11 protein-coding genes are annotated in these 13,092 nt (G+C 35.5%); 7 read left to right on the top strand and 4 right to left on the bottom strand.

From position 1 onward, the window contains the following. Window positions 1–7 precede the first annotated feature (7 nt). From FUA22_RS05105 to FUA22_RS05090, 4 genes are all read right to left on the bottom strand, one after another. Entirely contained in the window at window positions 8–1,465 is a 1,458-nt protein-coding gene (locus FUA22_RS05105) for an aldehyde dehydrogenase family protein (protein WP_147766811.1), read from the bottom strand. A gap of 14 nt (window positions 1,466–1,479) precedes the next feature. Next, window positions 1,480–2,244 carry an enoyl-CoA hydratase/isomerase family protein gene (locus FUA22_RS05100; protein WP_147766809.1) on the bottom strand — a complete coding sequence of 255 codons (765 nt, stop codon included), beginning with the start codon at window positions 2,242–2,244 and terminating at the stop codon, window positions 1,480–1,482. A 6-nt stretch (window positions 2,245–2,250) separates the two neighbouring features. Beyond that, window positions 2,251–4,728 (bottom strand): glycoside hydrolase family 2 protein, encoded by a 2,478-nt coding sequence (locus FUA22_RS05095; RefSeq protein WP_147766807.1) that lies wholly within the window; start codon window positions 4,726–4,728, stop codon window positions 2,251–2,253. Window positions 4,729–4,900: 172 nt separating this feature from the next. Then, on the bottom strand, window positions 4,901–5,668 hold the full coding sequence (locus FUA22_RS05090; protein ID WP_147766805.1) for an IclR family transcriptional regulator: 768 nt from the start codon (window positions 5,666–5,668) through the stop codon (window positions 4,901–4,903). Window positions 5,669–5,775: 107 nt separating this feature from the next. Between FUA22_RS05090 and FUA22_RS05085 the strand changes: the two genes are divergently transcribed. From FUA22_RS05085 to FUA22_RS05055, 7 genes are read left to right on the top strand one after another with little or no spacing between them, the layout of a single operon-like run. Beyond that, entirely contained in the window at window positions 5,776–6,846 is a 1,071-nt protein-coding gene (locus tag FUA22_RS05085) for an L-rhamnose/proton symporter RhaT (RefSeq protein WP_147766803.1), read from the top strand. 21 nt (window positions 6,847–6,867) lie between these two features. Then, entirely contained in the window at window positions 6,868–8,019 is a 1,152-nt protein-coding gene (locus FUA22_RS05080) for an ABC transporter substrate-binding protein (RefSeq protein ID WP_147766801.1), read from the top strand. Between the two features lie 4 nt (window positions 8,020–8,023). Continuing rightward, entirely contained in the window at window positions 8,024–9,166 is a 1,143-nt protein-coding gene (locus FUA22_RS05075) for a CaiB/BaiF CoA transferase family protein (protein ID WP_147766799.1), read from the top strand. Between the two features lie 3 nt (window positions 9,167–9,169). Then, a complete protein-coding gene (locus FUA22_RS05070) occupies window positions 9,170–10,312 on the top strand; it encodes a CaiB/BaiF CoA transferase family protein (RefSeq protein ID WP_147766797.1) in 1,143 nt (380 codons plus the stop codon). A gap of 1 nt (window position 10,313) precedes the next feature. Continuing rightward, window positions 10,314–11,546 (top strand): ABC transporter substrate-binding protein, encoded by a 1,233-nt coding sequence (locus FUA22_RS05065; protein WP_147766795.1) that lies wholly within the window; start codon window positions 10,314–10,316, stop codon window positions 11,544–11,546. Window positions 11,547–11,548: 2 nt separating this feature from the next. Continuing rightward, complete coding sequence (locus tag FUA22_RS05060) at window positions 11,549–12,619, top strand: Gfo/Idh/MocA family protein (RefSeq protein WP_147766793.1); 1,071 nt, start codon at window positions 11,549–11,551, stop codon at window positions 12,617–12,619. A gap of 11 nt (window positions 12,620–12,630) precedes the next feature. Beyond that, window positions 12,631–13,086: a MaoC family dehydratase gene (locus FUA22_RS05055; RefSeq protein ID WP_147766791.1), complete on the top strand. Its 456-nt coding sequence runs from the start codon at window positions 12,631–12,633 to the stop codon at window positions 13,084–13,086. The last annotated feature ends 6 nt before the right edge of the window (window positions 13,087–13,092 follow it).

The raw sequence follows: 13,092 nt of genomic DNA, 5'->3' as shown, positions 1-13,092 counted from the left end.
GGTTTTACTATTCGTAATTTAAATAAATTGTACGTTTCTGAAGATAATGATCAATACCATAAATACCATCTTCACCAGCTATTCCAGATGTTTTATGGCCTGAATGGTAGCCTTGAATATTTCCAATAATTTGTTGATTGATAAAAATAGTACCAACCTCCATGGTATCTATAGCCCTTTGATGCACTCTATAATCATTGGAGTATAAGTAAGCAGATAAACCTTCTTCTCTATCATTTGCTAAAGCCACAGCTTCTTCAAAACCACCAACACTAACGATAGGCATTACAGGTGCAAATAACTCTTGACTAACTGTAGCACCATCACCTTTTACATTTCCTAAGATGGTTGGTGTATACCAGTTTCCTTTTTCAAAATAAGCGCCTTCGGGTCTTCCTCCACCCAAAAGTAATTCTGCACCTTGTTCAATGTTTTGTTTTACCAAATCATCCACTCTATCTAAACCAAAAGTACTAACATTTGGTCCCATGCTAACTGAAGCATCAAACGGGTCTCCTACCTTAATTTGTTGTGTTCTTTTCACCACTTTTTCTGTAAACTCTTCAGCGATTTTTTCATCAACAAAAACCATTTCATTACAGATACACACTTGACCACAGTTAGCATATCGAGAAATAACTGCAGCTTCTACAGCTTTATCAATATCAGCATCTTCACAAACAATAAATGGTGCTTTACCTCCTAATTCTAAAATCAATCCAGTAATATTCTCAGCCGCAGCTCTATACATTGCCCTACCAGCACGTGTACTTCCGGTTAAGGATATTAACTTGGTAATTGGGCTTTCAACTAATAATGAAGCTGCATCGGCCGTTTTGGTAGACACCATGTTGATGACTCCTTTAGGAAGACTAGACTCATCAACCAACCTACAAAACTCTGATGCTGTAATTGGTGTTAATTCATGTGGTTTGATTATCATAGTATTTCCGGTAGCTAAAGCTGGCCCAACTTTTCTACCAATTAAAGCTAATGGATAATTGAAAGCACACAACCCAACCGTTACACCATAAGGCACTTTATAAATAGAAAGTCTTTTGTTTGCTGCCTCCGCAGGGAAAATAGCTCCTTGAATTCTACGGGCAGCCTCTGCAGAATAAGTCATATAGGTAACAGTGTCATCAACCTCCCCCAAAGCCTCAGGGTAGGTCTTCCCTTGCTCCATAACCAAAAGCTTCGCGAAATGTTCTCGTTCTGCTTTTAACTTATTAGCAATTTCATAAATATGCTGCGCTCTAGTATTAGCAGGTGTTAATTCCCATGGTTTTTGAGCTTTTTCTGAGGTTTCCAAAGCATGCTGCACATCTTCTTTTGTACAGGATGTTACGGTAGCAAAAACTTCATTATCTACTGGATTTTCAACTTCAATAATTTCTCTTACTGAACTATCTAACCATTCACCATTTATGTAACACGGATAATGTTTTATATTAGTTTGACTCATAATATTTAGTTGTTTTATTCAAATTCAGGTGTTCGTTTTTCTACAAAGGCAAGAAAGCCTTCTTTGGCATCATAGGTATCGTAAAGCGTATTAACTTTTTCTTTTTCAAGTTTTAAAAAATCACCCAAACTTTTACCAATACCATCGGAAAACGTTTGTTTTATAGCTGCCATGGCTTTTTTTGGACCTTTAGAAAGGTTCACAGCATATTCAAAAGCCTGCTCTTCTGATTTTTCCTCATCAAACAGCTGATTTACCAATCCATTTCTATATGCTTCCTGAGAATCCATATTATTTCCAGAAACTACTAACTCAAACGCTTTTGAAATTCCAACGGCATTAACCAAACGCGGAATACCTCCATTTCCAGGCATCAACCCAAGCTTTACTTCGGGTAATCCCAAAAGGAACTTTTTGTTTGATGACAATCGAATATCACAGGCCAATGCTAACTCCAAACCGCCACCTAATGTATGCCCATTTAAAAAGGCAACAAATATTTTAGAACTCTTACTGATTTGATTAGCTATTTTATTAGCCATAACCACCATTTCCTTATTTTGTTCAGCGGTGTTACTCTGAAACACTTTGATATCGGCTCCTGCCGAAAAAAACTTAGGAATGGCACTTTTTAATAATACAACTGCAATATCAGAATCTACTTCAATAGTATTTAAAATTTTTTCGAATTCATTAAAAAAATGAATATCATAACTATTAGCCGGAGCTTTATTCATTGATATGATTCCTAACCTATCCTCTTTTTTAAATTCAAACATAACACTCTATTTAAAACCTCTGGCAATTGGCATTTCTTCATCGGCTTCTTTAGAACCCTCTTCAGCTCCCAAGCATGGGTAATATCTAAAATAATTTGCCCAACCATATTTTTGTTTGATGTCAAACGCTTCTAAACCTATAGCTCTTAATTCTTTTCTATCCTTTTGCTTATCTGCCACCAAAAGGAAATAGTCGTTTTCTGATAAAATATTTCCTTTAGCATCTACCAAAGTCATTTCTACATAAAACTTGTCTCCCATTTCACCTGGTACTTCACAAGACACATCTGTAAATTTGGAAGAACTATCGCCTTCTATTTCATCAAATTTAAAACTTTCTTCTTTGACTACAGACTTATTTTTATCTAAGAATTTGATAGTAGCTTTGCAGTTATTGAATGATTCATAAAAATCATTTACCACCCAAAGTTCGCCTTTAAATTCTTCCCCTGGCAACCAACGTCTGTCATAATGTTTCATGGTTAGCAAAACTGGTTGATATGCCTTTCTAACATGGTTAAATGACAATTTTTTTTCTTGGTAATAATCTACAATACCCCACTTCATATCTGGTGCAAAAGTGATGTAATGACAAATACAAATAGCGCTTGTTTTAGGCTTTCTGGTTCTAAAATGCTCTAAGGCATATTGAAAAATCACTCCTTGAGCTATTTGAGTTGCTTCAACAAATTTTTCAAATCCGTCTTTGGATTGATCTCCCAGTACTTCAAAATTTAAAGTTCTTAAGGCATCGAAATCTGTCCAATGGTGTCCCCAACTTGGTCCTGGAGGCCAAATCTCATCTGCTGGAATAAATTTCTTAATACTCTCAACATTTGGACAAGAAGAAATAGCTAATTCAGGGATGACTGCATAATCCAAACTTGGAAAATAATCTTCCATAACAAATTCTCCTTCACCATAAAACAAATCGTTGGCGTGGAAACTTTCGTTTGGTTTGAATCCTAGGTTTAATCCAACCTCATCACTTAATGGTGACGATGGAATGTAATATAAAGGCGTATAAGGTTTGATTGCTTCTCCCAGCTCATTTACAAAATTCAAATTATGCTGTGGATCTGACGCTGTCATGAATAGTTCCTCTGAGCCTTCTAATAAAACTATACAAGGATGGTTTCGTTGCTCTTTTACAGATGCAATAGCTTCCTCAAAAACCGCTTGTTTAAACTCCTCATCCTTAGGTAACGACAAACTTGCTAGAGGTAGCACATCTTGCCATACCGTAATTCCAGCCTCATTACATAGCTGATAAAAATATGGAATCTCTTCTGGGTGCCACCCGAAGATTCTGAGGTTATTGAAATTTGCTTCTTTAGCTAAGCGAATTAACTCCTTGTATTTACTTTTGTGAGCACGCCCCATAAAAATATCTGGAGGTCCTCCCCAAGTGCCCGAGCGCATAAAGTGGCGTTTTCCGTTGATCATTACCGTCCAAGGGTTTTCAACTTGATCTCTAGTGAATCCAGGGTTATGCTCCATTTTTATCTCCCTGATTCCGAAAGAGGTAGTGGTTACATCCAATAATGCACCCCTCTCAGTAACTGTAACTTTTGCCTTATACATATGCTGGTCTCCCAAATCCCATGGCCACCATAATTTAGCATTGTCAACATCAAGAACTAATTCTAAATTGTTTATTTCTTTCGAAATTGTAAGTTCTTGAGAAACTGAATATACTTTAGATTCAAAATTTTGTCCTTCTACCTCAACATTAACATTAACCGTTTTTGTTACATCCTCATGGTTTTTAAGTTCAACTTCAATATCTAATTTAGCCGAATCTTCTGATATAATGGTTGGTTTAACATAGGTATCTTCAACCGTTACCTTTCCCATACCTTCTAAATACACTGGCTTCCAAATACCTATTGGAGGAAGCGCTACCCAATAGTCACCATGCCATGCAGGTTTTCTTCCCGCTACCTGACTGTAACGTCTTGGTGCTGGATGCAATCTTACCATCAATACATTAGTTCCGAAACGCAAACGCTCAAAACGAATGGTATTGGATACGTTAAATTTAAACTTAGAAAACATCCCTTCATGTGTTCCTAAAAACTCACCATTCAACCAAACATCACAACCAAAATCAACACCATCAAATACTAATTGAATGTGCTTTCCTTCCATTTCAACTGGAACATCAAATTGACGCTTGTACCACCATTCATTTTCTGGAACCCATTTAGCTTTCAAACTGTTTCTTCCAAAATGAGGGTCCTCTATCCTACCTTGTCTCCAAAGATCTGTATACACATCACCTGGAACCTTTGCGAATCCCCAGTTAAAAGAGTCTCCGGTAATATCAAAATTTAGCTCATGGAAACCAATTTTCTCACCCTCTCCTGGACGGATTCCTTCCATTTGCCAATTATTACCCGTAAGGTCTAGGGTAATTTTCTCATTTGAAGTATTACCATCACCTTGTAGATAATCTTTCTCCTCCTGACTTATATTTTTCATTTATTAAGAATATTATATAAAATGTTATTTTGTTAATCACTATTTTTATATGTAAAAATATAATTTATATGTAAAAATATCAAATAACATAACTTGACAATAACTATACAAGTGAAACATTAAATATAACGTAAAGAATTACCTGCCTAAAAATCAGATAAATAAGAAATAATTAACCGCCTATGAACTTATTGATTTCGGCTTTTGTTTCTTCCATGCTTTTCAAAATAGATTCCACTTTCAATTCTTCTTTTAGTGAAGATGTAAATACTGAAACTGCCAATACCGCCCTTAATTCAGCATTACCACCAATTGAAACAGCTATATCGGTGACCCCGCTAGTTAATTTACTGGCCTCCGCTCGATACCCTAGTTTTGTTACTCTATCAATTTCAGAATTTAGCTGTTCTTTCTGATCTTTATTCCAAGTTTTATAATATTTATCCCTTGAAAGAATTTCCTTTCTCTTTTTTGCAGACAAAGTAGAAAGCATTATTATTCCGGAAGTTGTCATTGATAAAGGAAAGTGTGTACCTTCTTCAATTGAAAGTGACACCGCATCAGGACTTCTCATCTGAGAAATTATCAATAATTGATCATTATTCATAATACTTAAATGACACGATTGCCTTGTTTTCTCAGAAAGCAATTGCATAGGATAACTGGCTACACGTTTCAATTCATCAAATGGTGTATGCGTATGAGATAAACTATACATTTTTAATGACAATCTGTACTTACCTGCATTCGCACCCCTAACAACATATCCTCTGGCTTCTAAGCAAACCAACATTCTATATATTTCACTAGGAGTTCTATGGATTCCTTGTGCTATTTCTGCTTGTGTTAAAGGAATACCTTCTTTTGATAAATACTCCAAAATATCTAAACCCTTATCAAGAGCTGGAGCATTATACTTTACGGAATTGGTTTCTGCCATTTTGTTTTTGAGTTACACAATATTAATAAAACTATTCCAATTTTCTTGTGTATTTTATATATAAAACATATTTTTGCATATAAAACTAACTAACTAAACTTATCATTATGGCGAATCCGATTTTAGGAACCTTAATTCACGCTGTTGGAGGTGTGGCAGCTTCCACATGTTATGTACCATTTCAAAAAGTAAAAAAATGGTCTTGGGACTCCTATTGGATAGTTCAGGCTTCCTTTGCATGGTTTATCTTTCCTTTCATTATAGGATTCTTAACCGTTCCCGATTTGATGAGTGTTTTTAGAGATGCCTCAACCGAAGTTTTATTTAATGCAACCATTTTAGGAGCCATTTACGGTTTTGGTGGTATGTGTTTTGGTTTTGCCATTCGACATATTGGCTACTCGCTTACATACACCATATCAATAGGTATTTCGGCAATTTTAGGAACCATTGTACCACTAATAATGCATGGTGAATTACTTCAAAAATTTAATGGCCCTGGCGGATATACTATATTTTCCGGAATGGGTTTAGCTCTTGTTGGGATTATTATATGTGGTGTTGCTGGATACAGGAAAGAAAAAGATTTAAAAAACAACAATGCTAATGGAGGCGAACCATTAACTTTTAATATGAAAAAAGGCTTAACGCTAACCTTAATAGCTGGGGTTCTATCTGCTGTTTTTGGAATTTCTTTAGAAGTTGGTGCTCCTGTTGCCGAAATAGCTGGAGAATACGGCGCTGGCAACTTTGAAGGAAATGCTAACTTAATATTATCTACTGGTGGTGCCTTCATTACCAACTTCATATGGTTTACCATTGTTGGACTTAAGAATAACACATTAAAAGAGATTGTTGATATAAAAGGGGTTGGTAAAAAGAATTATTACCTAAACCTTGGAATGTCCATTTTAAGTGGCGCATTGTGGTACGGGCAATTCTTTTTCTATGGAATCGGACACGTGCAAATGGGCGCTTACAAATTTGCAAGTTGGGTTTTACATATGTCTATGCTTATCTTCTTTAGTTATATAGTTGGTATTGTAATGAAGGAATGGAAGCAAGTAACAAAAAGAACCAATTACACATTGATATTCGCATTAGTAGTATTAGTGGTTTCCTTCATAATTATGGCATACGGAAGTAAACTTGGTACAGACATAACTGCAAGTCATTAAATTGAATTTATAAAACATAAAATGAGTACAAAAAGAGTACAATTAAAAGGAATTACTTGGAACCATAGCAGAGGGTTTACATCTATGGTAGCCACAGCTCAACGTTTTTCAGAATTAAATCCAAATGTAGATATTACTTGGGAAAAGAGGTCGCTTCAGGCATTTGCCGATGAACCCATTAATGAATTAGCAAAACGATATGATTTATTAATAATAGATCATCCTTGGGCAGGTTTTGCAGGTAAGAATAATGTAATCTTACCTTTAGATGAACACCTTCCAAAAGCATTTATGCAAGATTTAGAGGAAAACAGTGTAGGACGTTCTCATGAGAGTTATTCTTCAAACGGACACCAATGGGCATTAGCCGTTGATGCAGCTACACCAGTAGCTTCTAATCGTCCAGATATTTTTGAAGAAAAAAAATTGAATTTACCTGAAACCTATGATGACTTATTAGAGCTGGCAAAACAAGGCTTGGTCATTATGCCAGGGATACCACAAGACACCTTAATGAATTTCTATATGATGTGCTGTAACTTAGGCGAAGAAGTTTGCACATCTCCAAATCATGTTGTAAGTGAAGAAATTGGTATAAAAGCGTTACAAATGCTACGTGAATTAGCCGTTGAAATGGATCCACAAATTTTTGATTGGAATCCAATTCAAGTATACGAAGCTATGACTCGAACAGACAAATACGCATATTGCCCGTGGGCCTATGGTTACACCAATTACAGTAGAGATGGATATGCCCGTAAATTATTGCATTTTCATGATATGGTAGAAATTAATGGCATTGGAGCTATTTCTACTTTAGGAGGAACAGGTTTAGCTGTTTCAGCCGAAACAAAAGAATTAGAAACAGTAATGAAATATGTTGAATATGTGGGATCTGAAGCATGTCAAAAGACAATTTTCTTTGATAACGGTGGGCAACCAGGACACAGAAAAGCATGGTTAGATAATCACACAAATCAAGTTACTAAAAACTTCTTCAAAAACACATTACCAGGTTTAGACAGATCGTTTTTACGTCCAAGATATAACGGACATATGTATTTTCAAGATAGAGCTGGTACGCCTATAAGAGAATATATGATGCATGGTGGAGATGAAAATGCATTACTTGCTCAGTTAAACGAATTATACATAAAATCTTTAGATATTTAATGTTATGAAACCATTAGAAGGGATTTTAGTTCTCGAATTTGCACAGTTTATGGCTGGACCTTCGGCTGGATTAAAATTAGCAGATTTAGGAGCTAGAGTTATTAAAATTGAAAGACCAAATACTGGTGAGGCTGGTCGTCAAATTGCATTAAAAAACTTATTTCTAGATGGAAGCAGTTTGGTGTTTCATACGGTTAATAGAAACAAAGATTCTTATGCTGCTAACTTAAAAGACCCAGAAGACTTAGAGCGTATTAAAAAATTAATCGCTCAGGCCGATGTAATGACTCATAATTTTCGTCCCGGAGTTATGGATAAAATAGGCTTGGACTATAACACGGTTCAAGGTATCAACCCAAAATTAGTTTATGCAACAGTTACAGGGTATGGTACAGAAGGACCTTGGTCAAAAAAACCAGGACAAGATTTATTAATTCAAGCTATGTCAGGGTTTGTAAACTTAACGGGAAATCAAAATGACGACCCTGTGCCCGTTGGTGCTGCTGTTTCTGATATTATTACAGGAACACATTTAGCTCACGGTATTTTAGCAAGCCTTATTAAGCGTTCTAAAACAAACAAAGGGGCTCTAGTTGAAGTGAGTCTTTTAGAATCTACTTTAGATTTACAATTCGAAGTCATTACTACTTATTTAAATGATGGCAATCAACCGGTTGAACGTGCTAAACAAGGTGCTGCAAACCCATATTTAGGAGCTCCTTACGGAGTTTACAAAACACAAGATGGTTATATTTCCATTGCTATGGGATCTCTTACAAAATTAGGTGAGATTATAGAGAGCCCAGAAATTCAAACATATACAGATTCAGATTCTTGGTTCACAAAACGTGATGAGATAATGGATTTATTAAGAGTTAAATTAATTATTAAAACTACTGAACATTGGCTAAACCTTCTTGAACCTCAAGGTGTTTGGTGTTCAGACGTATTTGATTATAAAACGCTGTTAAATCATGATGCCTACCACGTTTTACAAATGGATCAAAAATTGCCATTACTTTCTGGAGAAGAAGTTCATACATTAAGATGTCCCATAAGAGTAAATAACAAAAGGATTTTTGCAAATAAACCTGCACCTAGAGTTGGGCAACATACAAAAGATATCATTAAAGAATTTAATCTATAAACAATGAAACCATTACAAGACCTATTAGTTATAGATTTAAGTCAGTTTTTATCTGCACCATCAGCAACCTTGAGATTAGCTGATTTGGGAGCAAGAGTAATTAAAGTTGAACGACCAGAAACTGGCGACATTTGCAGACAATTATACGTTTCTAATGTCATTTTAAATGGTGAATCTTCCATTTTTAGAGCCATCAACAGAAACAAAGAAAGTTTCCAAGCAGATTTAAAGAACGCTATAGATAAAGAACGAGTTTTAAAACTTATTGCTAGGGCAGATGTTTTAGTACACAATTTCAGGCCAGGTGTTATTGAACGATTAGGCTTTGACTATGAAACTATAAAGAAAGTAAACCCAAACATTATTTATGGTGACATTTCTGGTTATGGAAATGAAGGTCCTTGGAAATCTAAACCTGGGCAAGATTTATTAGCGCAATCACTTTCAGGAATTACTTGGTTAAACGGTATTGAAGGAAATGGACCTACACCAATTGGATTAGCTCTAGTAGATATTCTCTCAGGAGCACATTTAGTTCAAGGTATTTTAGCAGCCTTAGTTAAACGCTCTAGAACTGGCGAAGGAAGTAAAATTTCCATAAGTATGCTAGAATCTATCTTAGACTTCCAATTTGAATCTATTACTACATACTACCATGATGGTGGTGAACCAACGGTTCGTCCAAAAAACAATAGTGCTCATGCCTACTTAGGAGCACCTTATGGGATTTATAAAACCAAAAATGGTTATATGGTATTAGCGATGGGCTCTATTCCCGTATTAGGAGAGTTATTGGGCTGCGAGCCTTTAAAAGCTTATACCGAAGTACCATCATGGTTTACAAAAAGAGATACTATAAAGAAAGAATTAGCAAATCATTTAAGCACAGATACTACTGAGAAATGGCTATCTATTCTAGAACCAGCAGATATTTGGTGTGCGAAAGTGATGGACTGGGAAACTTTGTTTTCAGAAGAAGGTTTTAAAGTATTAGATATGATTCAAACTGTTACCATGAGTGATGGGTTTGAATATAAAACAACCCGTTGCCCAATAAAAATAGACGGTAAGCATTTAACATCACCTATTGGTTCTCCTAAACTTGGTGAAAATACTGAAACTATATTGAATGAATTAATCAGTTAATATGGCTAGGAACAAGTTTAGAATAGCAGTACGAAAATTTGATGCCTTTGAATCGGCTATTGATAAAATATGGGATAAGTTTTGCGAACAATCCGGTTGTGATTTAGAATTAGAAGCCATCCCTTTAGATTTGCACCCATTATATGACACCATTTTAAAAGACGAAGGTCTAAAGAATGGTGATTGGGATGTGTCTCTAATAAATACGGATTGGATAACGGAAGCATACGCATCTAAATCCATTGAAGATTTAACATCTTATATCGAAAATAATTCACCTGAAGATTTCCCTAACGGATGGTCGCGTTCATTACTTTATAAGCAAGAATTTGATGGAAAAACTGTTGCGCTTCCCTTTCATGATGGGCCTGAATGTTTAATCTATAGAAAAGATTTATTCGAATCCATTGATGAAGGTGTTGAGTACTACGCTCAATATGGCAAACCATTAGAAATCCCAAAAACTTGGGATGATTTAATGCAAGTTGCTGAATTTTTCAACAGACCTAATCAAAATTTGTACGGAACTACGTTCGCCGCATACCCTGACGGACATAATACTGTTTTCGATTTTTGCTTGCAACTTTGGACTCGTGGCGGTGAATTATTCGATGAAAATAAAAAGATTAAACTAAACTCTGAGGTTTCTATTGAAGGCATGGAGTTTTATAGAAAAGCTTTAAAAAGTAAAGCCATTCATCCCGATTCTCGCAACTTTGACTCTGTAAAGTCTGGTATGGCCTTCGCTAATGGCAATTTAGCTATGATGGTTAATTGGTTTGGGTTTGCCTCTATGTGTGAGTTTTTAGAAGATTCTAAAGTAAAAGGGAAAGTAGATATCGCCAATGTACCAGCTGGTCCAAATGGAGAAGGCTCTTCTTTAAATGCTTATTGGATGTATGTTATTGGTAGTGGTAGTAAGCATAAAGATTTGGCTTATGATTTTATCAAATTCGCGGTAAGCGCAGAAAATGACAAGTTATTAACTTTAGAAGGCGCTATAGGTTGCAGAAAATCTACATGGCATGATACCCAAGTGAATGATGAAGTGCCTTATTATTATAAATTAGAAGAGTTACATAAAAATACAAGATCGCTTCCAAGAATGAGTAATTGGTCAGACATAGCTAATGTTATTGACCAATTGGTTTTAAATGTCATCAACACATCCGAAGACATTAAAAGTATTCTTAATAGAGCTCAAAAGGAAATTGATCAAATAGAAAATATTTAATAATGGAATTAGTTTATAAACCAGAGTTACCAAAAGAAAACAGACCCATTTACATAATTGGGGCTGGAGGCATTGTACGTGATGCCCATTTACCCGCTTATAAAAAAGTAGGATTTAATGTAGTTGGAATTACAAACAGAACCAAGAAACGAGCTCTAGATGTAGCAGAATCATTCAATATTCCTAATGTATATGACTCCGTGGAAGACATGATTGCGGATGCACCTGAAAATGCGGTTTTTGATTTAACCTTAATGCCCAATCAGTTCGTTTCTACTCTAGAATTGCTACCAGATGAAGCTGCTGTTTTAATTCAAAAACCTATGGGTGACAATTATGAACAAACATTAGAAATTCTTGATGTTTGCCGAAGAAAAAAATTAAAAGCGGCTATTAATTGTCAAATGCGTTTTGCACCATATGTGATGGCCGCTAAATATTTAATAGAAAATGGACACATTGGAGAGTTATATGATTTCGAGGTTAGGCTATCTACTTATACGCCATGGGAATACTTCCCCAACGTGGTAAATCATCCTCGTTTAGAAATTCAACAACACAGTATTCATTACATAGATTTAATACGTTCATTTTTAGGAAACCCAAAAAAGGTTTATTCCAAAACATTAAAGAATCCTGCCAAAACAATGTCCTCTACTAGAACAACAACAATTATGGATTATAGTGATTCTATGAGAGCCATTATAAACACAAACCATGATCATAATTTTGGGGAGAAAAATCAAGAAAGCTTTGTTAAATGGGAAGGTACTAAAGGTGCTATTAAAGCTAGAATAGGACTTTTATTAGATTACCCCAACGGTAAACCAGACCTATTTCAATATTGCTTAGTTGAAGAAGGAAAGGCACCTGAATGGATTGAAGTTGATTTGGAAGGATCTTGGTTCCCAGATGCCTTTGTAGGTACTATGGCTTCATTAATGCGTTATGTTGAAGGTTCATCAGATGTGCTTCATACTAGTGTTGAAGATGTGGTACATTCTATGGCAATTGTTGAGGCTGCTTACGATTCAAATAATGACGGTGGGGTTACACCAGTTTATGATATTTAAAAGGACAGATTATGCATATAAAATCACAATTTTACGAAGATTACGAATTAGGTCATAAAAGAGAAACCTTAGGACGAACAATCACCGAAACCGATTTTGTAGTTCATGCAGGACATACTGGGGATTATTTCCCGCATCATATGGATGCAGAATGGTGCGCAACGCAACCATTTAAACAACGTATAGCTCACGGTACACTAACCTTTGCTGTAGGTATAGGTATGACCGCAACAGAAATAAACCCCGAAGCTTTTTCTAAAGGTTATGACAGGTTGCGTTTCATCAAACCGGTTCATATAGGCGATACTATTAGAGTGGTTGTAACCATTAGTGAAAAGAAAGAATCAAAACATGCACATTTAGGACATGTTAATGAGCATGTTGAAATTTTCAACCAAAAAGATGAATTAGTTTTGGTATGTGACCATATACTATTAGCTAAAAAGAAAGAATTTATAGAGGACTAAATACAC

Origin of the sequence: Seonamhaeicola maritimus (assembly GCF_008056315.1) — a bacterium.
In the GTDB taxonomy this organism is placed as follows: Bacteria; Bacteroidota; Bacteroidia; order Flavobacteriales; family Flavobacteriaceae; genus Seonamhaeicola; species Seonamhaeicola maritimus.
Note: the sequence above shows the minus strand (reverse complement) of the source record. Positions and strands in the feature narration are given on the sequence as shown.